The organism is Salinibacterium sp. NSLL17 (assembly GCF_015864935.1).
GTDB lineage: Bacteria > Actinomycetota > Actinomycetes > Actinomycetales > Microbacteriaceae > Rhodoglobus.
Window position 1 is genome coordinate 1,168,192 of the sequence record NZ_JADYWH010000001.1, and the last position, 21,050, is coordinate 1,189,241.

Sequence of the window (21,050 nt, forward strand, 5' to 3'; positions counted from 1 at the left end):
GTTTGTCGCTCGGCGTAGACTAGAGAGATTGAGCCGCGCTCTTTGCGGCACGATCGTCGATTCGAAAGAGGTGCGCTATGGGCAAGACCCTGGCTGAAAAAGTGTGGGATGACCATCTGGTCGTCAAGGGTGCCGATGGCACTCCCGACCTCATTTACATCGACCTTCACCTTGTGCACGAAGTCACGAGCCCTCAAGCATTTGATGGACTTCGGATGGCCGGCCGCCCCGTTCGCCGCCCCGATCTCACGATCGCAACCGAAGACCACAACACCCCGACTCTCGCGATCCATAAGCCGATCGCCGACCTCACGAGTCGCACCCAAATTCAGACGCTGCGCAACAATGCCAAAGAGTTCGGCGTTCGACTGCACTCGCTCGGCGACATCGAGCAGGGCATCGTTCACGTGGTTGGCCCGCAGCTCGGCCTCACCATGCCCGGCATCACAGTGGTCTGTGGTGACTCTCACACGAGCACCCACGGCGCCTTCGGTGCGATGGCATTCGGTATCGGCACGAGTGAAGTCGAGCACGTGCTCGCGACTCAGACCTTGCCGCTCAAAGCTTTCAAGACGATGGCGATCACCGTGGAGGGCGAACTGCGCCCCGGCGTAACCGCGAAAGACATCATCCTTGCTGTCATCGCGCAGATCGGAACCGGCGGAGGCCAAGGCTACGTTCTCGAGTTCCGCGGCAGCGCCATCCGTTCCCTCTCCATGGAGGGTCGCATGACGATTTGCAACATGTCGATTGAGGCTGGCGCTCGCGCCGGCATGATCGCGCCAGACCAGATCACCTACGACTACCTCAAGGGCCGCCCGCACGCTCCTGAAGGTGCCGACTGGGATGTCGCCGTTGAGTACTGGAACACGCTCGCCACCGATGACGACGCCGTCTTCGATGCCGAAGTCTTCCTCGACGCCAACACGCTCGAGCCCTTTGTCACCTGGGGAACCAACCCCGGTCAGGGTGTCTCGCTCAGCGACAACGTTCCCGTGCCCGCTGACATCGCCGACCCCAACGAGCGTGCCTCCGCTGAGCGTGCCATCGAATACATGGCAATTGACGCCGGTATGGCGATGAAAGACATTGCCGTGGATGCCGTCTTCATGGGCTCCTGCACCAACAGCCGTATCGAAGATCTGCGCGCATTTGCGTCGATCATCAAGGGTCGCAAGAAGTCTGATCACGTGCGCGTCATGGTCGTTCCCGGGTCTGCCCGCGTCCGCATCGAAGCCGAAGCCGAAGGCATCGACAAGATCGTGGAAGAGTTCGGCGGCGAATGGCGCTTTGCGGGATGCTCAATGTGCCTCGGCATGAACCCCGACCAGTTGGCTCCGGGAGAGCGTTGCGCTTCCACCAGTAATCGCAACTTCGAAGGCCGCCAAGGCAAGGGAGGGCGCACTCACCTCGTGTCGCCCCTCGTCGCCGCCGCCACCGCCATCCGTGGCACGCTCTCGAGCCCGTGGGATCTAGAGAACAGCCCGCTGCCCGAACAACTCGTGTCAGCCAGCACCACCGCAGAGGAGTCGCGCTAATGGACAAGATCACGACCATCCGCGGCAACGCTGTTCCGCTCAAGCGCAGCAACGTCGACACCGACCAGATCATCCCCGCTGAGTTTCTCAAGCGAGTCACCAAAACTGGCTTCGACGACGCACTCTTTTTTGGCTGGCGCCAGGACCCTGAATTCATTCTTAACCGCGAGCCGTACAGCCACGGCAAGATTCTCATCGCAGGCTCAGACTTCGGCACCGGCTCTAGCCGGGAGCACGCCGTGTGGGCGCTTCGCGACTTTGGCTTCCAAGCCGTTCTCAGCTCGCGCTTTGGTGACATTTTCCGCGGAAACTCAGGCAAGCAGGGGCTTCTCGCCGCACAGCTCGCCGAAGAAGATATCGAGACCTTGTGGGCGCTCGTTGACGCCGACCCCGAACTCGAAATCACCGTCGATCTTGAGACCCGTTCGGTGACAGCCGGTTCAGCACAGTTCTCTTTCGAGATTGATGATTACACTAGGTGGCGTTTGCTCGAAGGGCTCGATGACATCGGTCTCACTCTGAGAAACGAATCAGATATCACGGAGTTCGAAGGGCACCGAGAAGCATGGCGCCCGACAACCTTGCCAGCGAAGTAGAGGTAACGATGAATCCATTGGCTCAAGACGCAACAGCGGCAGCCAAGCGATCCGGACTGCATTCCAACCAAATCGTCATTAATGGTGGAAAGCCTCTTCGTGGACGCATTAATGTTCGCGGCGCGAAGAATCTCGCGACAAAAGCCATGGTGGCAGCCCTTCTCGCTGACACCCCGAGTGTGCTCAAAGATGTCCCGGCCATTAGCGACGTTGGCGTTGTTACCGGAATGCTCGAGGCCTACGGCGTCACTGTCACGGAGACGGGCGACGGCGAGCTGACCCTCGACCCCAAGAACGTGCTCAAGGCACACTTCGCCAAGATTGATGCGCTCGCGGGCTCTAGCCGCATCCCGATCCTCTTCTGTGGACCGCTGCTGCACCGCCTCGGTGAAGCATTGATTCCCGACCTCGGTGGTTGCCGCATCGGTGACCGCCCTATCGACTTCCACTTGGATGCGCTGCGTGCCTTCGGTGCCGTCGTCGACAAGAGCTATGAAGGCATCCGTCTCACCGCTCCCGATGGCCTCCACGGCGCTGACATCGATCTGCCCTACCCGAGCGTGGGCGCAACCGAACAAGTGTTGCTCACCGCCGTTCTCGCCAAGGGCGTCACCGAGCTCAAGGGCGCGGCCATCGAGCCCGAGATCATGGATCTCATCGCTATCTTGCAAAAGATGGGCGCGATCATCAATGTCGAGCCCAACCGCGTTATCTTCATTGAGGGCGTCGAGAAGCTCAGCGGCTACAACCACCGCGCACTCTTCGACCGCAACGAGGCCGCAAGCTGGGCATCCGCTGCTCTGGCCACCGGCGGAGATATCTTCGTTGAGGGCGCCATGCAGCAAGAGCTCATGACCTTCTTGAACATCTTCCGCAAGGTGGGTGGCGCGTTCGATATTGCTGAAGACGGCATCCGTTTCTGGCATCCCGGTGGTGCCCTCAAGCCCGTTGTCATCGAAACTGATGTGCACCCTGGCTTTATGACGGACTGGCAGCAGCCCCTTATCGTTGCGCTCACTCAGGCTGAGGGCCGTTCCGTGGTTCACGAGACGGTGTACGAGAACCGTTTGGGCTTCACCGAGGCGCTCGTTGAGATGGGCGCGAATATCGAAGTTTTCGAAGCGGGAATTGAGTCGGTCAGCCGTCGCGTTCCTCGCCGCCCCTTGGAGCAGGCTGCCGTCATCATCGGCCCGACACCACTGCACGGTGCGGATGTTGAGATCCCTGACCTTCGCGGTGGTTTCAGCCACCTCATTGCAGCGTTGACCGCTGATGGTCAGTCGACTGTCAGCAACATCGGGATTATTGCGCGCGGCTATGAGCACTTCATCGACAAGCTTGAATCACTCGGTGCCGACTTCGTCTACGAAGGATAAGTCGCCGGTGTCATCTGGCTCTAATGGCCCCCGACGCGTCAAGTCAGAGAAGACTGCCGCGTTCCGCGTGCTCGCATTCTTGTTGCTTCCCACGATGACCGTCTTGGCGAAATTTAAGTTGCATGACTCGCACAATGTGCCCGCCGACGGAGCCTTTGTGATCTCACCCAATCACTACAGCAACATCGATCCTGTCGTGATCGGTGTTGCCATGTGGAAGGTGGGGCGGATGCCGCGCTACATGGCAAAAGCATCGCTGTTCAAAGTTCCCGTTGCTGGTTGGCTGTTGAGAAAGTCGGGCCAAGTGCCCGTCGAACGCTCCCCGCGCGGGCGCCAGAGTGGTGATCCGCTTAAGGCTGCCCGTCAGATTGCCGATCAGGGGCTTGCTGTTGTGGTGTATCCGGAAGGGTCGCTTACACGCGAGCCCGATATGTGGCCCATGCGCGGAAAGTATGGTGCTGTTCGCACGGCGCTTGAGGCTGGCATCCCGTTGATTCCGGCGGCGAGCTGGGGCGCCCAAGAAATTCTGCCGCGCTACTCGAAACGTATTAGTGTTTTTCCTCGAAAGACAGTTCACATTCGTTTCGGTGAACCTCTGGATTTGTCTGAGTACGAAGGCAGACATTTGGATTCGCGTTTGCTCGCTGAAGTAACGGAGAAACTCATGACCGCCATCACGTCGCTACTCGAAGAGATCCGGGGAGAAACTGCCCCTGCGGTGCGGTACAACCCGGCAGAGCACGGTCAGAGTGAGACCGGCCGATTCGAGAGCAAGTAACGTGCTGAGCGGAAGCGCTGGAGCGCCAGAAACCCCTCGTCGCGTCGCCGTTCTCGGCGCCGGTTCCTGGGGAACCACCTTTTCAAAGATCTTGGCCGATGGCGGCAACGATGTTGCGCTCTGGGCACGCCGCCCCGAGCTTGCCCGCGAGATCACGCAATCCAAACGCAATAGCGACTACCTTCCCGGCATCAACCTTCCGCGCTCGTTGTGGGCCAGCGACAAGCTGCATGAAGTTCTGGATGGCGCCGAGCAGGTGTACCTCTCGGTTCCGGCTCAGTCGCTGCGCGAGAACCTGCGCATCGTTCGCGAACTCATCCCTGAGAACGCCATCATCGTCTCGCTCATGAAGGGTGTCGAAAAGGGCACCGGAGCGCGGATGAGCGAAGTGATTCTGCAGGAGTTGGGGGTTGATCCGAACCGGGTCGCCGTGGCATCCGGCCCCAACCTGGCGCTGGAAATTGCCAAAGAGCAGCCGACGGCAGCGGTAATGAGTAGCGCAAGTCTCGAGACCGCTACCGCCGTTGCGGTTACGGCGCGCAACCGCTACTTCCGTTCATTCGTGAACACCGATGTCATCGGTACCGAATTCGGCGGAGTGCTCAAGAACCTCATCGCCGTGGCGATCGGCATCGTGGACGGCGTTGGCTACGGTGAAAACACCAAGGCCTCGATCATCACGCGCGGCCTCGCTGAGATGACAGATTTCTCGGTCGCCTTCGGTGCCCGACCAGAAACGTTGGCGGGGCTTGCCGGTCTTGGCGACCTCATCGCTACGTGTGAGTCATCGCTCTCGCGCAATAACACCGCCGGCCGCCTTCTCGGCCAGGGCTACAGCTTCTCTGAAGTCATCAAGCAGATGAACCAGACCGCTGAAGGCCTCTCATCGGTGGCACCCATCCTTGAGCTTGCCCTCTCCAAAGGCGTTGACATGCCCATCGCAAGCCAGGTGGCTGAAGTGTTGGCGGGAACTCTCGCCCCGCGCGATATCGCCCCACATTTGACCACTGACGACCTTCCTCAGGGGGAGTAAACGATGACGGCCCAACCCACAACAACCGTGGTTTTGCTGTTCGGTGGTCGTTCTTCGGAACACAGCATTAGCTGCGCAACCGCCGGTGGCGTTCTTTCGGCCATCGACCGCGACAAGTACACGGTCATCCCGGTCGGCATTACGCGCGAGGGTGCGTTCACCCTCCAACCTGACGACGCCGATACTTTCCGCCTCAACCCCGAGGCCATGCCGGAGGTTGTCGACAACGGCACGCGCGTGCACTGGCCGGAATCTTCCGCCTCTCGCCAGTTGACGGTCACGGATGCCGAAGGCACCACTCGTAGCCTCGGTGACGTTGATGTGGTGTTCCCTATCCTTCACGGCCCGTTCGGCGAAGACGGCACCGTGCAGGGGCTCATCGAGCTCACCGGTCTGCCGTATGTGGGCAACGGCGTGCTCGCGTCGGCGATGGGGATGAATAAGCACTTTACGAAGCTCGCGCTCGAAGCGGCTGGCGTTGCCGTGGCCCCGTGGGTGACGGTGTCGGCACAGCAGTGGCAGCGCACTCCGGATGTCTGGCGCAAGCGTGCATCCAGTCTCGGGTTTCCTGTCTTTGTGAAGCCTGCCCGCGCAGGGTCCTCGGTCGGAGTGACCAAGGTCTCGAGCACCGAAGAGTTGGATGCTGCTTTCGCGACAGCATTTGCCGAAGACTCGACAGCGCTTGTTGAACAGGCGATGACGGGCCGCGAGATTGAATGCGGCGTGCTGTCGGGCCGCGACGGTGGCGAAACTCGCGTGAGTGTCGCCGGCGAGATCGTGGTCACCGGTCGCGACTTCTACGACTTCGATGCCAAGTATCTCGACGTTTCTGCCGCCGAACTGATTTGCCCAGCACCTCTGCGGGATGGCGAACTGTGGCAAATGCAGCGCACCGCTGCGCGCGCGTTCGACTCCATCGGGGGAGCAGGCCTTGCCCGGGTCGACTTCTTCTTTGACGGCACCGAATTTGTGGTCAACGAAATCAATACCCTGCCGGGCTTCACGCCGATCTCGATGTTCCCCAAGTGCTGGGCTGCAAGCGGCATGAGTTACCCCGTGCTGATCGACGAACTCATCGAACTCGGGCTAGAAACCGTTCGCTAGGGCGAGCTATTCGGATTCGTCGTCGCCGGAATCGGCGGTGTCGTCGGGAGCGGGAGTGTCAGACAGGCCGACGCAGAAGCGGTCGGCGGGCACCTGACTTACGGCGCCGGCGAGCTGACTGAGGGCGTCGAAGCCAGAGACCTCGTCGCCATCGATATCGGGGTCACCGTCGCTATCGATGATGACCTGCACAGCAGGATCGCGGCCGTACGACGTGAATACATAGTTGGGGGCGTCGCTGTCGTCTCGCAGCCAGTCGATTCCATCTTCTGGCGCAGTGACACACGCGAGTTCCGCAGTCGGATCAGGCACAGCCACGCCACAACGCAGCAGAATGTTTGCCGGTGTGCCCCACGCTCCAGTGCCTTGGGCGTTGGTTTCGCGCTTGTCGAGCCCCGCGACAGTGTCGGGGAGGCGCACAATCACGTCGGCACAGGTGGGGTTAGCGGCGTCATCCGCCGGTTCGAGTGGAACGATTGCCGCGCATCCGCCCAGCGTTGCTAGCAAAGGAATCATCGCGAGCATGGCGATTATGGGGGTGCGGGTCGTCGTTCTCATCGCCTTCAGGCTACCGTGAGAATATGACGATTGACCGCGCGAGCGAGACCCTTGACACTCTCGGCGGCGTGGGCGAGCTTGCCGCGCTCAAGCGCATCTTTCCGCGACTGCCTTCTGCTGCGGCAGAGCTTCTCGGCCCGGGCGATGACTCTGCCGTGTTGGCAACGCCAGACAAGCGTGTCGTGATCACGACGGACATGATGATTCATGGCCCAGACTTTCGGCTTGCGTGGTCGTCTCCGTACGATCTCGGCTGGAAAGCTGCTGCCACAAATTTGTCGGATGTCGCAGCGATGGGGGCGGTTCCCACCGGTCTCGTGGTCGCAATTGCGGCGCCCAACGACACCCCCGTCTCGGCGCTTGAAGCAATCGCTGATGGTCTGCGCGAGGGCTGCGAAACGCTCGCTCCTGGAAGCGGAGTGATCGGCGGCGACCTCTCGGTCTCGACAGTGCTCACGATTGTCATCACGGCTTTCGGTGATCTCGAAGGCCGCGCCCCGGTTCTGCGTTCCGGTGCACGCGTCGGCGACGTGATCGCCGTCTCAGGCACGCTCGGTCTCGCCGCTGAGGGCCTCCGCCTCCTCTTCACCGCGGGCGTCGTTGATGGCGAACCGGATGCCGCAGCGGCCGCCGCGCTCGCGACAACGCATCCCGACGCCATCGCCGCCCAGCTCAGGCCAGCACCGCCGATCGCGGACGGCAAAGCCGCCGCTCTCGGCGGAGCCACGGCCATGCTCGACCTGAGCGACGGGCTCGCGATTGATGCTCGCCGTGTTGCCACCGCCAGTGGCGTTGGGCTTGATCTGTCATCCGAAGCGGTGGGTGGTCGGGCGCAGCTCGATGGTGGCGAAGACCATTCGTTGCTCGCGACTTTTCCCGAGTCAGCGACCTTGCCAGCAGGATTCCGCGCGATTGGTCGCGTCGTAGAGGGCGAGGGCGTGCTTCTTGATGGCGTCGCCTACACCGAACGTGGTGGTTGGGACCCCTATGCGGGCTGGGATGGCGCGGTCGGCTGATCGCCGAAGTGCCGGCAGGCTATGGCGCGGTCGGCTGAACCCAGTAGAGCGTGGTGTCGCCGTAGTCTTTGCGACGGTCGAGTTCGAGCCCAGCAGGCCATTCCGGTTCGGGGTCGCGCGAGCTGCGTTCGACGATCACGAGGGCGTCGGGGCTGAGCTGGCTGGCGAGCAGTTCGAGCGCCACGAGAAGTTCACCGTTGCCGAGTTCGTAGGGCGGGTCGATAAACACGAGATCCCACTGATCACCGGATGTCTCCAAGAAGGTGTGCACGGCGCGAGCGGCGGTGAGAATGATCGGCTTTGAGCCGCGCGGAGCTTTCGCCGCGATGAGCGTCGCGTTCTTGCGGCAGGTGGCAGCGGCGCGAGCGTTGTTCTCGACGAGAGTGACGTGGGGTGCGCCGCGCGAGGCTGATTCGAGCCCGAGCGCTCCGGTGCCGGCGTAGAGGTCGAGCACGCGGGCGCCCTCAATGGCGTCGCGGGCTTCGAGCGCGGAGAAGATGGCTTCGCGCAGGCGGTCGCTGGTGGGCCGTGTGCCCGCGCTCGGTACGGCAATGGTGAGGGAGCCGGCATACCCGGCGATTATGCGTGTCATAGCGTGTCGAGCCTAGCCGGGGTGAGCGGACGGGCGCACGGGGCTCGCGTGGTGGCGGGTGGACGAGCCCCAGGGCGGGGCAAACGCCAGTGGTCCCCGGTACTCTTCTAGGGTGACCTCGCCCCTTGATCAGAAGCTCAGCGCCGTCCTGGGCGGGCGCACCGCTACCTCGATGCAGCGCGGTCTTGGCCTGCTCACGGTCGGCGATCTGATGACCCACTATCCGCGGCGCTACGCGCGGCGAGGCGAGCTGACTGCGCTGGCTCAATTGCCGTTGGATGAGGCGGTGACGATCGTCGCCGAAGTACGAGAGGTGCGCAATCGTCCGATGCGCAACAAGCGCGGCTCGATTCTTGAGGTGTCGATCAGCGACGGCACGGGCATCCTGACCCTCACGTTCTTCAATCAGGCTTGGCGTGCGAATGAGTTGACGCCGGGGGTGCGCGGAATCTTCGCGGGCAAGGTTGGCCAATATCGTGGCACGCGCCAGCTCGCTCACCCCGACTACGAACTGTTCGACCGGGATGCTCTCGAGCTCAAGAAGCCCGAGCAGGCCAAGTCGTGGGCCGAGCAGCCGATCCCCATTTATCCGGCGACGTCGACGGTCGCGAGTTGGCAAATTCAGAAAGCCGTCGAGGTTGTCCTCGACACTCTTGGTCCGCTTGATGACCCGGTGCCGGATGCCGTGCGTCGCGAACGCGAGTTGCTTCCGTTTGCGAAAGCCCTTGAGCAGGTTCACCGTCCGAAGGTTGACTCGGACTGGCGGGCAGCTCGTGACACCCTGCGTTTTCAGGAAGCATTTGTTCTGCAATCGGCGCTTCTGCAACAGCGTCAGAAGCAGCGTGAGTCAGAGGCCATCGCGCGCACGGCCGGCCCGCTGCTCGAAGGGTTCGACGCAGCGCTACCGTTCACGCTTACGGGCGATCAGCAGACCGTGGGGGAGGAAATCTTCCACGACATGGCGCAGCCGGTGCCGATGAATCGTCTCGTGCAGGGTGAGGTGGGTTCCGGAAAAACTCTGGTCGCGCTGCGGGCGATGCTCGCGGTCGCGCAATCGGGTGGGCAATCAGCGTTGCTGGCTCCCACCGAGGTTCTGGCGCATCAGCACTTCCGTTCGATCATCCGCACGTTGGGCCCCGATCTCGCGGCCGAACTGCGCCCGACCCTCATCACTGGTCAGCTGCCGACAGCCGAGCGCAAGAAGGCGCTGCTGGCGACCGTGTCGGGGGCTTCTCGCATCGTGATCGGCACGCACGCCCTGCTCGGCGACGCGGTCACGTTTGTCGATCTCGGTCTCGTCGTCGTTGATGAGCAACATCGTTTCGGCGTCGACCAGCGTGAAGCGCTACGGCTCAAGGGCGCGAAGCCTCCGCACGTTCTCGTGCTCACGGCAACGCCCATCCCGCGCACGGTTGCGATGACAGTGTTCGGCGACCTCGATATCTCCTCGATTGCTGAGTTGCCGGCTGGCCGTCAGCCCATCAGCAGCCACGTGGTGCCCCTCGCCGAGAAACCCGGCTGGGTGTCGCGCGTCTGGCAGCGACTGGCAGAAGAACTCGCCATCGGTCGTCAGGGCTTCGTTGTATGCCCCGCCATCGACGCCAAAACTGAAGAGCCCGGCAGCGAGCCGACGCCCGCTGTCTCCGATGACCCGGATGCCGGACCGCCGCGTCCGATCGCGAACGTGACCGAGGTGCTGGCGTCGCTCCGCAGCAACGACGTTCTCGCGGGCAAGCGGATTGAGGCGCTCCACGGCAAGCTTTCGAGCGAGGAGAAAGACGAGCTCATGCGCGCCTTCGCTGCGGGCGACATCGATGTGCTCGTCGCGACGACGGTCATCGAAGTGGGTGTCGACGTACCCAACGCCTCGGTGATGGTGGTGCTCGACGCTGATCGTTTCGGCGTCTCCCAGTTGCACCAGCTGCGCGGCCGTGTTGGTCGTGGTGGGGTTCCGGGGTTGTGCCTGTTTGTCACGGCGGCCGAGGTGGAGTCGTTGGCGCGCGAACGCGTTGAGGCTGTGGCATCCACTCTCGATGGTTTCGAACTTGCCAACAAAGACCTTGAACTGCGCCGCGAAGGCGATGTGCTTGGCGGCGTGCAGTCGGGTGGGCGTTCGAGCCTCAAGCTGCTGCGAGTCGCCAACGACGGTCAACTCATCACCGAAGCGCGCGAGGCCGCTCAGGGGCTGTTGGTCGCAGACCCGACCTTGGCCGAGCATCCGGCGCTCGCCGAAGCACTCAAGCGTCGTCTTGATGAGAGTGCCGAAGCGTTCCTCGGCAAAAACTAGCGCCTCCGCTCGCAGGCACGCTTTGCTGTGTTGCGCCAGATTTCCCCGCACAGCGAACTCCCACGCGCCAATGAGCACCGAGCGGCTATCGTGGGAGCATGAGTCGGATCGCTGTTGTTCCTGGGTCGTTTGACCCTGTCACCCTTGGCCACCTCGATGTGATTGAGCGGGCAGCGAAAACCTTTGACGAAGTGCACGTTCTGGTCGTGCACAACCCGGGCAAGACCGCGCTTTTGCCGATTGCGCAACGCGTCTCCCTCATCGAACAAGCCGTTGCCGACGCTCACCTTCAGGGCAACATCGTTGTAACTAGCTGGAGTATGGGCCTCCTCGTTGACTACTGCACCGATGTGGGGGCGAGTGTCATCATCAAGGGCATCCGTTCTCAAGTGGATGTCGCGTACGAAACGCCTATGGCGATCGTCAACCGCGACCTCGCCGGCGTAGAGACGATTTTCATGCTGCCGAATCCCGCTCATGCGCACGTGTCCAGTTCGCTGGTGCGTCAGGTTGCCGCGCTTGGCGGAGACGTCGCGCCCTATGTTCCGCGTTCGGTTTCTGAGTTTTTGCAAGCGCCGCGCGACTAACACCGGCACAATGGGTTTATGACACTCACCCTCGGATACAAAGCGTCAGCAGAACAATTTGCCCCGCGTGAACTCGTAGAGATCGCAGTGGCAGCAGAAGCACACGGCATGGAGAGTGTTGCGGTTAGCGACCACTTCCAGCCGTGGCGTCACGAAGGCGGGCATGCTCCGTTCTCGCTGAGCTGGATGGCAGCGGTCGGTGAGCGCACGAGCACGATTCGTATCGGCACGAGCGTGATGACGCCGACCTTCCGTTACAACCCCGCTGTGCTCGCTCAGGCCTTCGCCACGATGGGCTGCCTCTACCCAGGGCGCATCATGCTGGGTGTGGGAACGGGCGAAGCCCTCAACGAGGTTGCCACCGGATTCCGCGGTGCTGGCGAGCAGGACTGGCCCGAGTTCAAGGAGCGCTTCGCTCGATTGCGTGAATCCGTTCGCCTCATGCGCGAACTGTGGACCTCAGACCGCGTGTCGTTCGAGGGGGAGTACTACTCCACTCACGGCGCGAGCATTTATGACCGCCCCGACCAGCCCATCCCGATCTATATCGCTGCCGGTGGGCCGATGGTCGCCCGCTATGCGGGTCGTGCCGGAGATGGCTTTATCTGCACATCGGGCAAGGGCATGGAGCTCTACAACGATGCGCTGATCCCCGGGGTCAAGGAGGGTGCAGCCAAGGTCGACCGCAAATTCGAAGACATCGACCGGATGATCGAGATCAAGCTCTCGTATGACACCGATGCCGACGTAGCCCTCGAGAACACACGTTTCTGGGCGCCACTTGCTCTCTCGAAGGAGCAGAAGCACGACATCACTGACCCCATCGAGATGGAACGCGCCGCCGATGCTCTGCCCATTGAGCAGATCGCTTCGCGCTGGATCGTCGGCAACGATCCCGACAAGATTGTTGAAGAGATTCGTCCCTATGTGGATGCTGGCCTCAACCACCTCGTCTTCCACGCGCCCGGCAACGACCAGCGCCGTTTCCTCGAGCTGTTCGAGCGCGACATTGCACCGCGATTGCGGGCGCTGTAACTCTGATTGTGCTTAACCGCGACCGCTGAGGTTCGCCATGATGCGGCCGTCACCTCCGAGGTGACGGCCGCATCATGCTTTAGCGGATGATGAACCGCGGATAGTTCTGCTCGGCGCGAGCTCTGGCGTGAGCCAGGCGCTCACGACGGAGCTGGTGTGCGGCCAGCAACTCGGCCGACGCGATCAGTCGCGCACGATGGGGCCGGCGGCTCCACGTGATGAGCGCGACGCCGAGATGCAGCGCAAGCCGGTCGATTACCCCCACGCGACGCACGGCAGCCTGTCGCGGCTGGTCATGGTGATGAGGTTCGGACGGATGGGCGTGGCGGTCTTTCGAGGCCGCCAGTAGTTCGTTCATGATGGAAAACTTTCGTGACAGAGAGAGGTTGCGGATGGCGCGTCAGAGCGCGCTGTTTCAGGTGGCGACCCAACAGCATCCTTCGGCAATCGCGAGTTGCCAGAGAAGGGAGTGGTCATCGCGGTGAGTGCTGCGCAGCCCCGTCGGGGTGCGCCGACTCGTCAGTCGAATGCAGTCTCGTGATGATCGAGTTGGGTCGTGTGCTCCGTGAGCGCCGCCACCGTCAGAACCGGTGAGCGGAGAACGCTAACCGGTTAGGCGGAGAGGGTGCCGACGGAGCCGGCAGTAATTGGGTTCTTCGTTGTTGCGAACATAAACACGGCTAGCTCCTTTCAATAGTTGGCGTTTGCTCAGTGTAGGACGGGGATCCTGTGAGGACAAGACCCGATTTAGCTGCGATGCACAGCCGTAATAATTGCGTCGGCAAGCTCGGCTGGCTTCGTGAACTGCGGCCAGTGCCCGGTGGGCAGGTCAACGAGTTCGAGGTCGTCGAGGCGGGTAACTTCGGAGGCGAAGGGCTCATCGTCGCGCATCCATGCCCGCAATTGTTCGCTCGAAAATTCGCAACAGATCACCGTCGCCGGCACGCTGAACCGCGCTGGTGTCGACAGATTCTGGGGATCGCTGGCGACCCGAGCGGGCTGCGGAATGGCAATGCGGCGAAACGTGCTTCGCAGCTCATCGGTGAGATCAACGAGATCTTCGTCATCGAACACCGACCAGTCGGGTAAGGGGATTTCGCCATCGATCGTGGGCAGATCAGTATTAATCGGCATCCCGTGGGGTAGCGGCACGGTGTCGACGTGCACGATCCGGGCGAGGCAGGTGGGGCGAGCATCCGCAACGGCGTGGGCGATGGGTCCTCCACCGCTGTGCGCCACGAGAACGATGGGCGGTGCCACCTGGCCGTGCGCCGCGTCGTCTTCGCAGTCATAGTCGCGAGTGAGGCTGTCGACCACGTCAACTACCGCAGCGACGTGATCGGCGAGTGTGATGGCGCCGCGATCAGTGTCGTCGCGGTGAAGACCGGGAAGGGTCAGCGGATGAACCGTGTGGCCAGCCTCGCGAAGCGACCGCGTAATGGGTGCCCACGAGGCTTCATCGAGCCAGAAACCTGGAATGAGAATGACGTGCATCAGCGGACTAGCGGTGCTGATGGAAAACGCGCCCAGATTCATGCCGACTCCTCAGTGAGTAGGGCGCCTATTATCCGCTCGTCGCGACCGCAATTCAATGCTCGGAAAGGTGCTGCAGCGCGACAGGGGCAATGCACGCCACAATAGACGGATGCCCGTGACAGTTTCTGCCCCTCATATCGGCTACGCCGCCATGCTCGAACGGTTCGCTCCACGTGACGTCATGGAGAGTGCGCAGTACGCCGAATCGCAAGGATTTCGTGGGGTGATGGCCGCAGACCACTACCAGCCGTGGGTTCCCCAGCAGGGGCAGGCGTCGTTCGTGTGGAACGTGCTGAGCGCTCTGGGCGAAACCACTACCGGCGATCTCGGCACGGGAGTCACCGCGCCCACGTTTCGTTGGCATCCGGCAATGGTCGCCCAAGCGTCCGCGACGCTGGCCGCGATGAATCCGGGGCGACACTGGCTCGGCCTCGGCAGCGGCGAAGCTATCAACGAGCACATCGTCGGCCAGTACTGGCCAGAAGCTCCCGAACGCATCAACCGCATGTTCGAAGCCGTCGAGATCATCAAGAAACTGTTCGCTTCGGGGCTCGGCAACAAGGACGTGCGACACGAAGGCCAGTTTTATCGCCTCGAATCGACCCGACTCTGGACAATGCCCGAGGTTGCCCCCGAAATCCTGGTCGCGACCGCAGGACCGGTCGCCGCTAAACGTGCCGGCAAAACCGTCGACGGTCTCATCACCGAAGCGGCACCCCTCGACAAAGTCGACATGCTGCTCAAACGATTCGCCGAAGGCGCACGAGAAGCCGGCCGCGCACCCGAGAGCCAGAGCCGCGTGCTGCGGCTGCACTTGAGCTGGGCCGAAACAGACGAACAGGCCATGCGCAACGCGCTCACCGAATGGCCAAACGGTGGTCTGCGGTTCGCGAAGAACGACATCCGCTCGCCCTTCGAGCTTGAGCAACTGGCGCGCATGGTGCGCCCAGAAGACTTCGAGGGGCGGATGCCCGTCAGCGCCGACCCTGACGTGCATCGCGCCTACATCCAGAGCTACCTCGATCTCGGATTCGACCGCATCTACCTCCACAATGTCGGACGCAATCAGCGCGAGTTTCTCACGGTCTTCGGGCGTGACGTGCTGCCGGCACTGCGCAAGTAGTGACTGCGCCACGAATGCCGCAGACTAGACGCGTGAGAATGAGCGCATGGGCCGTGCCCGGCATCCCCGAAATTCAGTCCGGTGACAGCCTTCTTGAGGCGATTACGACGGCTCTCGTTGCCGACTCCGATGACGTGAACTCGGGAGGCCTCGCCGACGGCGACATCCTCACCGTCACCTCCAAGATCGTGAGCAAGGCCGAAGGTCGTTCTGTCGAGGCTGCCGATCGCGAACAAGCCATCACCGACGAAACCGTGCGGATTGTGGCCTCGCGCGAGCACCCCAACGGTGTCACTCGCATTGTCGAAAACCGTTTGGGGCTCGTGATGGCGGCGGCGGGCGTTGACTCCAGTAACACCCCTGACGGCATCGTTCTCCTGCTCCCGCTCGACCCCGATGCGACCGCCCGCGAGCTCTGCGCCGGGCTCCGGGAGCGCTTTGGCGTGACCGTGGGCATTGTGATTACGGATACCGTCGGCAGGCCCTGGCGCAAGGGCCAAGCCGACATCGCGATTGGTGCGGCCGGTATCCATGTTCTCGATGATTTGCGCGGAACCGCGGATGCTTCGGGTCGCCCGCTTGCGGTCAGTGTCACGGCGCTCGCCGATGAAGTTGCCGCCGCGACAGATTTGGTCAAGGGGAAGGCCGGGGGATTGCCCGTTGCGGTCGTTCGCGGGCTAGGTCAGCACGTCGCTGATCTCGACGCTCCCGGTGCGCGATCCCTCGTGCGGTCGGGCCCCGAGGACATGTTTAGTCTGGGCACAAAAGAGGCGTGGATGGCGGGCTTCGATGAGGCTTACAACACCGTCGAAACTAAAGAAGACTAATACTCGACTGTCGGGGAGTTTGCCTCTACGATGAGCGGATGGGGAGTCTCATTTCGCTCGCGTACTTCGCGTTGCTCATCTCAGTGTTGATCGACATCATCCTGATTGATGAATCGCGCATCAAGAATCTCGGCAAGGTCACCTGGATCTTTATCGTGATTTTCATGCCCTTCATCGGCAGCATTCTCTGGTTTGCGATCGGCCGCCAGCACCAGTCCACCGCTCCGAGCTCTCTGCCCTTTGGTGCCCCCGAGCGTCGCGCACAACTGCCATCACTGGAGGTGAGCACGACCGAAGCCGAGATCGCGAAACTCGACGCTGAGATCGAATACTTTCAGCGCCAAGAAAAAATCCGTGCCCTCGAAGATGAACTGCGCAAGCGTAAGCAATTGCCGTAGTGGAAGACCGGTGTAAGACTCGACCCATGGATGCCCCTACCTCCGGGTCACTACCCGACGACGTGTTCCACGATCACTGTGACGCCATTGTGCGCAGTATTTCGACCGTGATTGATGGCAAGACAGAGGCTGTGCGCTTGGCGCTTACGGTGCTTTTGGCGGAGGGTCATCTGCTCATCGAAGACGTTCCCGGTGTCGGCAAGACCATGCTCGCGCGGGCTCTCGCGCGAACGGTAGACAGCACCGTGTCGCGCGTGCAATTTACACCAGACTTGCTGCCAGCCGACATCACGGGCGTCTCGGTCTATAACCAAAACACGCGTGAATTCGAGTTCAAGAAGGGGCCGGTATTCGCGAACATTCTCATCGGTGATGAGATCAACCGTGCCAGCCCGAAGACGCAGTCTGCGCTCCTTGAGTGCATGGCAGAGTCGAGTGTCACGGTCGACGGGACTACGTACGAACTGCAGAGCCCGTTCATCGTGGTAGCGACGCAGAATCCCATCGAGATGGAGGGCACCTATCCGCTGCCCGAAGCTCAGCGTGACCGGTTTATGGCCCGCATTTCGATGGGCTATCCGGATGCCGCAGCCGAGCTGGAGATGCTGCGCTCACGGGAGCTCAGCAGCCCCCTTGACGCGCTCACGGCCGTGGTCTCGGTTGAGCAGTTGCGCGAGCTCATCGCGACGGTGCGACGAGTATTTGTGAGTACCGCGGTCGAAGAGTATGCGGTTGCGATTGCTCAGGCGACGCGTCGTGACCCCGAGGTGCGGTTGGGTGCTAGCCCGCGGGCTACGCTCCATCTGGTGCGGGCGGCGAAGGCTCGGGCGGCGATTGATGGTCGTGACTTCGTGTTGCCTGATGACATTGATGCGCTTGCCGTGACAGTGCTGGCGCACCGCATGATTCCGGCGCGCCATGCGGCTCAGTCATCCACGGTTCTGACGGGTCATTCGATCGCTGCTGTGATTGAGCGCATCGTTGCGGAGACGCCGGTTCCGGTCAATTCGGTCGCGTCCTAGCGGACTCTCATGTCTCGCCTTCGCCCTCTTCGAGCACTCTCTGTCGCGTTGCGTGTCGTGAGGCTCACCAACCGCGGGAGTACCTTTCTCGTGCTGGGCGGGGTCGCACTTGTGGCAGGTTATGCGGCTGGTATGCCGATTCTGTTATATGCCGGATGCTTCGCTCTCGCGTTACCCCTCATGGCTGCTGTGCTGGTGCGCTCGCGGGAATCTGCGCTGTCGGTGAGCCGACAGTGTGCGTTTCCCGTTGTGGAGGCGGGAACCACGAGCCTTGTCACGGTGCGAGTCGATAATCACGCGCGCACGGGACTTCGCGGAGTGCACTGGGCCGATGGCCTGCCGTGGTCTCCGTGGGCTACAGCCAGTGGCTGGATGCCGCCGCTCTCGGCGCGAGTCGGTGGCCTCAACCAGCGCAGTGCAGCCCAGCTCTCCTATTCGCTTACTCCGCGCGATCGAGGAATTTTTGAGATTGGTCCGCTCTTGCTGCAGAGCAGCGACCCGCTCTCGCTGGCGCTCGGCTCGTGGAGTGTCGGCGCTGTCACCGAGTTGACGGTCACGCCGCGGGTCGTCACGCTGGCGCAGTCCGCGTTGCTCGCCCAGTCGGGCGATGGGGAGGCTCGTGTGCTCCAACGTCGGTCGGCCGGTGACGATGACGATGCGATGACCAGGGAGTATCGCCGTGGCGATGCGATGCGACGGGTGCACTGGCGAGCATCCGCCCGGCACGGCAGCCTGATGGTGCGCCAAGAGGAGCAGCACAGTTATCCCGAGGCTCGCATCATTGTGGATACGAGACGTGCAGGGTATCCGGATGCCAGCCGCAACGATTCGGTGCGACTCTCGAGCGGAGCCGTTACGGCAGCCGCGCGCAGCCCTCGCTTCGAGTGGGTCGTCAGCATGCTCGCCTCTGCCGCCGTGCAACTGAAGCGCGAAGGCTTTCTGGTGGAGATCATTGAGACGGGTCCCTCGCAGCTGGCGGATGCCTCAATCGTGCATCGACGGGCCGCCGACGAACACGAATTTCTGACCCGTCTCGCAACCTTCGGCCCCGTCGATAGTGCGCCGGGCTGGTGGGGTGAGCCAGTGCCCAGCACGAGCGCGGGCGGGCCGGTATTGGCTCTGGTCGCGCATCCTGAGCCGGAGACGGTGTCGTATTTGCGGCGGCAAGCCCTTCCGGGAGTTCTCGCCGTTGCGTTCGTGGTGGAATCCTCGTCGAGTTTTGGAGATTTCACGCGGTCGGGCGACCGTGCTCGCCAGCCCGCCGGTGACGAGCTGCGCGATGCCGGGTGGAAAGTAATTTCGGTGCAATCCTTCGATGACGTTGGCGATGCCTGGACCTCGTTTGTGGCGGAATCGAGGGCACACCGTGACAACAACTGAAGAGAGTCGGGCGCGCAGTGTGCGCGCTCACGAACAACGCGTGCGTACGTGGTCGCTCAGCGGCACTCTGGCTCTGGCGCTGGGAGTCGCGGCGAGCAGCCTCGGCGAAGTGCTCACGGAAGGCGCGTGGTGGTTTCCTTACGTTGGAATTGTGCTTGTCGTTCTTGCGGCGGCCGCCGTGGGCCACACGCTGATTTCACGTGCCTGGATCGGGTCGCTCATCGGCGCCGCGGTCGGCTTGGCGACACTCACCTTGTTCTTCGCAGCCACCACAGCCTTGGTGGGCATCGTGCCAACGTTCACCACTTTCGCGCGATTCGCGAACCTCATTGCGCAGGGGCAATCGTCCATGGAAGCTCAGCGCTTTCCCGCGGATGCCGATGTGAGCATCGTGTTTCTGATCTGCCTCGGCGCGCTCGCACTCTCGATCGCAATGGACGTCATCGCGTTCGTGCTGCGTAAGCCGGCGTTCACGGCGCTCCCGCTGCTCATCCTGTTGGCGGTTCCGGCTTTTGTGCGAAGCGAACTGCACGATGCTCTCAGCTTTGCGGTGACCGCTCTCGCCTATGTGGGCATCCTTCTCGTGGCGGGGGAGCGCACGACGATGCGTGCCGCCTGGCCTGTTGTGGCAAGCGCGCTCGTGTTGGCTCTCGTCGTGCCCGTGGTGCTCCCGAGTGTTGAGCCGGCTGAGCCATCTCCTGGCACTCCGGGGATCATCGCTACCGGGGTGAACCCGATCCTCAATCTGAGTAACGATCTTCGACGCGATTCCCCGCTGCTGGCGCTGACGTACACCTCGGAACGGGGAGATGAATACCTGCGGGTCGCTGCTCTGGATGAGTTCACCGACGAAACGTGGAGTCCGTCGGAGCGCGAGATTGACGACTCCAACACCGTTGAAGCGTTTGCGCCTTCGCCGGGGCTGTCGGTGGAGGTGCCTCGCACCGAGAGCGTCATGCAGATTCAGATTCAACGCTTGCGGGGAAAGCTGCTGCCCGTTCCTTACGCGACCACGAGCATTGCGGATGTCGGGCGCGGTTGGGCCTGGGAACCTGAGGGCTTAACGGTGTCGACGTCGTTCGCAAATTCCAAGGGTCAAAGCTACGAAGCCTCGTACATTACCGCTGCCCCCTCGATCGAACAGTTGGAGGCAGCGCCGACGGAGTTGCCCGCTGGTTTTGAGAAGTATGTGGCGCTGCCGGAGTCGCTGCCGGCTGTGGTGGCTGAGACAGCGCAGCAAGTGGCCGGTGACGAAGCGACCAGGTTCGACCAGGCGCTGGCGCTTCAATCGTTCTTTCGCAATGGCGACTTTGTTTACTCCGAGGAGTCGCCGGTTGCCGACGACTATGACGGTTCGGGCGCCGAGGTGCTCGCCGCATTTCTCTCTGCCAAGAGCGGCTATTGCGTGCATTTTGCGTCGGCGATGGCCGCGATGGCGCGCACCCTCGACATCCCCTCTCGCGTGGTCGTCGGCTTCACGCCCGGCCAGCGGAAGGTGGATTCCGAGACCGACGAGGTGAGTTTCGCGGTCACGACAGACAACTTGCATTCGTGGCCTGAGCTCTACTTTCCGACCGTCGGTTGGGTTCGTTTCGAACCAACGACATCCGTGGGCAGCACGCCCCGCTTTGCGCAGAGTGTGAACGATGACCCGAGCACTCCCGACGTTGACGAGTCGAAGCCTGAGCCCACTGCCAGCCCCAGCTCGAGCGCGACTCCGGGTGCGCGTCCCGACCTGCCGCGTGACGAAGTGCCCGAGACGCCCGTTCCCGGTTACGGCGAGACTTCGCCATGGTGGTGGCTCTTGCTCGCCATTCCGTTCCTGCTGGCGATCCCGGCGCTGGTGCGCGTCATTCGTCGAGCACTGCGATTGGCCGCCGTCGCGCGAGGCGATGTTGCGCTTTCCTGGCGAGAGATTTGCGACAGCGCCGCCGACTTGGGGATAGCCGTTTCCCGCACCGGGACGCCACGTCAACAGTATGAGCAGCTTGCGGCTCAACTCGGCGTCGTGCCTGTCGCGGCGAACTCCGCTGGGCCCCCGTCGGCGCCAAGTCCGGAGTGGTCGACCGGACTGTCGTCGACCTTGGCGCTCGTGCTCGCGGCAGTTGAAGCGTCGGCTTTCAGTCCGCGCCCGCAACCGGTACGTCGGGCGGCGGTGTCGAGTGTGATCACCTCGCTGCGGTCATCCGTGGGCTGGCGGGCTCGCATCATGGCGGCACTTGCTCCGCGCACGGCCTTCGACCGCTAGCCAGCGGTGCTGCGTG

The 21,050-nt window shown here is 62.5% G+C and carries 20 protein-coding genes; 16 read left to right on the forward strand and 4 right to left on the reverse strand.

Translation table 11 applies throughout. The features are described 5' to 3' along the window. Positions 1-77: 77 nt before the first annotated feature. From leuC to I6E51_RS05680, 6 genes are read left to right on the forward strand one after another with little or no spacing between them, the layout of a single operon-like run. The gene (leuC, locus tag I6E51_RS05655) at positions 78-1,538 is read left to right on the forward strand and encodes a 3-isopropylmalate dehydratase large subunit (RefSeq protein ID WP_197109666.1); all 1,461 of its coding nucleotides are present in this window, start codon (positions 78-80) and stop codon (positions 1,536-1,538) included. Beyond that, positions 1,538-2,134 carry a 3-isopropylmalate dehydratase small subunit gene (gene leuD / locus I6E51_RS05660; protein WP_197109667.1) on the forward strand — a complete coding sequence of 199 codons (597 nt, stop codon included), beginning with the start codon at positions 1,538-1,540 and terminating at the stop codon, positions 2,132-2,134. Before leuC ends, leuD begins: the two co-directional genes overlap by 1 nt. A gap of 8 nt (positions 2,135-2,142) precedes the next feature. Beyond that, on the forward strand, positions 2,143-3,510 hold the full coding sequence (murA, locus tag I6E51_RS05665) for a UDP-N-acetylglucosamine 1-carboxyvinyltransferase (protein WP_197107152.1): 1,368 nt from the start codon (positions 2,143-2,145) through the stop codon (positions 3,508-3,510). Positions 3,511-3,517: 7 nt separating this feature from the next. Continuing rightward, positions 3,518-4,288, forward strand: coding sequence for a lysophospholipid acyltransferase family protein (locus I6E51_RS05670; protein WP_307783828.1), 771 nt, complete (start codon positions 3,518-3,520; stop codon positions 4,286-4,288). A gap of 1 nt (position 4,289) precedes the next feature. Then, positions 4,290-5,321 (forward strand): NAD(P)H-dependent glycerol-3-phosphate dehydrogenase, encoded by a 1,032-nt coding sequence (locus I6E51_RS05675; RefSeq protein ID WP_197106094.1) that lies wholly within the window; start codon positions 4,290-4,292, stop codon positions 5,319-5,321. A 3-nt stretch (positions 5,322-5,324) separates the two neighbouring features. After that, positions 5,325-6,425: a D-alanine--D-alanine ligase family protein gene (locus tag I6E51_RS05680; protein WP_197109669.1), complete on the forward strand. Its 1,101-nt coding sequence runs from the start codon at positions 5,325-5,327 to the stop codon at positions 6,423-6,425. 6 nt (positions 6,426-6,431) lie between these two features. Here I6E51_RS05680 and I6E51_RS05685 read toward each other — a convergent pair whose 3' ends face one another. Further along, on the reverse strand, positions 6,432-6,983 hold the full coding sequence (locus I6E51_RS05685; protein ID WP_197106092.1) for a DUF3515 family protein: 552 nt from the start codon (positions 6,981-6,983) through the stop codon (positions 6,432-6,434). Positions 6,984-7,006: 23 nt separating this feature from the next. On the opposite strand from I6E51_RS05685, the gene thiL reads away from it, so the two are divergent. Beyond that, complete coding sequence (gene thiL, locus I6E51_RS05690; protein ID WP_197109670.1) at positions 7,007-7,999, forward strand: thiamine-phosphate kinase; 993 nt, start codon at positions 7,007-7,009, stop codon at positions 7,997-7,999. 19 nt (positions 8,000-8,018) lie between these two features. Here thiL and rsmD read toward each other — a convergent pair whose 3' ends face one another. Continuing rightward, positions 8,019-8,591 carry a 16S rRNA (guanine(966)-N(2))-methyltransferase RsmD gene (rsmD, locus tag I6E51_RS05695; RefSeq protein WP_197109671.1) on the reverse strand — a complete coding sequence of 191 codons (573 nt, stop codon included), beginning with the start codon at positions 8,589-8,591 and terminating at the stop codon, positions 8,019-8,021. A 172-nt stretch (positions 8,592-8,763) separates the two neighbouring features. On the opposite strand from rsmD, the gene I6E51_RS05700 reads away from it, so the two are divergent. The 3 genes from I6E51_RS05700 to fgd all read left to right on the forward strand — a co-directional run bounded on the left by I6E51_RS05700 (position 8,764) and on the right by fgd (position 12,500). Further along, a complete protein-coding gene (locus tag I6E51_RS05700; RefSeq protein WP_231599906.1) occupies positions 8,764-10,878 on the forward strand; it encodes an ATP-dependent DNA helicase RecG in 2,115 nt (704 codons plus the stop codon). A 98-nt stretch (positions 10,879-10,976) separates the two neighbouring features. Then, positions 10,977-11,465, forward strand: a complete 489-nt coding sequence (gene coaD, locus I6E51_RS05705) for a pantetheine-phosphate adenylyltransferase (protein ID WP_197106088.1) — start codon at positions 10,977-10,979, stop codon at positions 11,463-11,465. 18 nt (positions 11,466-11,483) lie between these two features. Beyond that, positions 11,484-12,500 carry a glucose-6-phosphate dehydrogenase (coenzyme-F420) gene (fgd, locus tag I6E51_RS05710; protein WP_197106087.1) on the forward strand — a complete coding sequence of 339 codons (1,017 nt, stop codon included), beginning with the start codon at positions 11,484-11,486 and terminating at the stop codon, positions 12,498-12,500. Between the two features lie 79 nt (positions 12,501-12,579). On the opposite strand, the gene I6E51_RS05715 is transcribed toward fgd, so the two are convergent. Next, complete coding sequence (locus I6E51_RS05715; RefSeq protein ID WP_197109673.1) at positions 12,580-12,858, reverse strand: hypothetical protein; 279 nt, start codon at positions 12,856-12,858, stop codon at positions 12,580-12,582. Between the two features lie 389 nt (positions 12,859-13,247). Next, positions 13,248-14,036: an alpha/beta hydrolase gene (locus I6E51_RS05720; RefSeq protein WP_307783830.1), complete on the reverse strand. Its 789-nt coding sequence runs from the start codon at positions 14,034-14,036 to the stop codon at positions 13,248-13,250. Positions 14,037-14,145: 109 nt separating this feature from the next. Here I6E51_RS05720 and I6E51_RS05725 point away from each other — a divergent pair, with 109 nt between their 5' ends. The 6 genes from I6E51_RS05725 to I6E51_RS05750 are packed head-to-tail and all read left to right on the forward strand — an operon-like array spanning position 14,146 to position 21,034. Then, complete coding sequence (locus I6E51_RS05725) at positions 14,146-15,159, forward strand: TIGR03557 family F420-dependent LLM class oxidoreductase (protein ID WP_197106085.1); 1,014 nt, start codon at positions 14,146-14,148, stop codon at positions 15,157-15,159. A gap of 38 nt (positions 15,160-15,197) precedes the next feature. Then, positions 15,198-15,986, forward strand: coding sequence for a coenzyme F420-0:L-glutamate ligase (gene cofE, locus I6E51_RS05730; protein WP_197106084.1), 789 nt, complete (start codon positions 15,198-15,200; stop codon positions 15,984-15,986). A gap of 38 nt (positions 15,987-16,024) precedes the next feature. Next, complete coding sequence (locus I6E51_RS05735; RefSeq protein ID WP_197109674.1) at positions 16,025-16,384, forward strand: PLD nuclease N-terminal domain-containing protein; 360 nt, start codon at positions 16,025-16,027, stop codon at positions 16,382-16,384. 26 nt (positions 16,385-16,410) lie between these two features. After that, positions 16,411-17,406, forward strand: coding sequence for a MoxR family ATPase (locus I6E51_RS05740; protein ID WP_197106082.1), 996 nt, complete (start codon positions 16,411-16,413; stop codon positions 17,404-17,406). Between the two features lie 9 nt (positions 17,407-17,415). Further along, a complete protein-coding gene (locus I6E51_RS05745; protein ID WP_197109675.1) occupies positions 17,416-18,786 on the forward strand; it encodes a DUF58 domain-containing protein in 1,371 nt (456 codons plus the stop codon). Beyond that, positions 18,773-21,034, forward strand: coding sequence for a DUF3488 and transglutaminase-like domain-containing protein (locus I6E51_RS05750; protein WP_197109676.1), 2,262 nt, complete (start codon positions 18,773-18,775; stop codon positions 21,032-21,034). The genes I6E51_RS05745 and I6E51_RS05750 overlap by 14 nt, the downstream gene beginning before the upstream one ends. Positions 21,035-21,050 lie beyond the last annotated feature (16 nt).

Bases quoted from the DNA above. Each gene is read 5' to 3' on its own strand.
- cofE (WP_197106084.1), top strand. From the start codon at position 15,198: ATGAGCGCATGGGCCGTGCCCGGCATCCCCGAAATTCAGTCCGGTGAC.
- leuD (WP_197109667.1), top strand. From the start codon at position 1,538: ATGGACAAGATCACGACCATCCGCGGCAACGCTGTTCCGCTCAAGCGC.
- I6E51_RS05680 (WP_197109669.1), top strand. From the start codon at position 5,325: ATGACGGCCCAACCCACAACAACCGTGGTTTTGCTGTTCGGTGGTCGT.
- I6E51_RS05745 (WP_197109675.1), top strand. From the start codon at position 17,416: ATGTCTCGCCTTCGCCCTCTTCGAGCACTCTCTGTCGCGTTGCGTGTC.
- thiL (WP_197109670.1), top strand. From the start codon at position 7,007: ATGACGATTGACCGCGCGAGCGAGACCCTTGACACTCTCGGCGGCGTG.
- murA (WP_197107152.1), top strand. From the start codon at position 2,143: ATGAATCCATTGGCTCAAGACGCAACAGCGGCAGCCAAGCGATCCGGA.
- I6E51_RS05720 (WP_307783830.1), bottom strand. From the start codon at position 14,036: ATGAATCTGGGCGCGTTTTCCATCAGCACCGCTAGTCCGCTGATGCAC.
- coaD (WP_197106088.1), top strand. From the start codon at position 10,977: ATGAGTCGGATCGCTGTTGTTCCTGGGTCGTTTGACCCTGTCACCCTT.
- fgd (WP_197106087.1), top strand. From the start codon at position 11,484: ATGACACTCACCCTCGGATACAAAGCGTCAGCAGAACAATTTGCCCCG.
- I6E51_RS05685 (WP_197106092.1), bottom strand. From the start codon at position 6,983: ATGAGAACGACGACCCGCACCCCCATAATCGCCATGCTCGCGATGATT.
- I6E51_RS05735 (WP_197109674.1), top strand. From the start codon at position 16,025: ATGGGGAGTCTCATTTCGCTCGCGTACTTCGCGTTGCTCATCTCAGTG.
- rsmD (WP_197109671.1), bottom strand. From the start codon at position 8,591: ATGACACGCATAATCGCCGGGTATGCCGGCTCCCTCACCATTGCCGTA.
- leuC (WP_197109666.1), top strand. From the start codon at position 78: ATGGGCAAGACCCTGGCTGAAAAAGTGTGGGATGACCATCTGGTCGTC.
- I6E51_RS05715 (WP_197109673.1), bottom strand. From the start codon at position 12,858: ATGAACGAACTACTGGCGGCCTCGAAAGACCGCCACGCCCATCCGTCC.
- I6E51_RS05700 (WP_231599906.1), top strand. From the start codon at position 8,764: ATGCAGCGCGGTCTTGGCCTGCTCACGGTCGGCGATCTGATGACCCAC.
- I6E51_RS05740 (WP_197106082.1), top strand. From the start codon at position 16,411: ATGGATGCCCCTACCTCCGGGTCACTACCCGACGACGTGTTCCACGAT.
- I6E51_RS05725 (WP_197106085.1), top strand. From the start codon at position 14,146: ATGCCCGTGACAGTTTCTGCCCCTCATATCGGCTACGCCGCCATGCTC.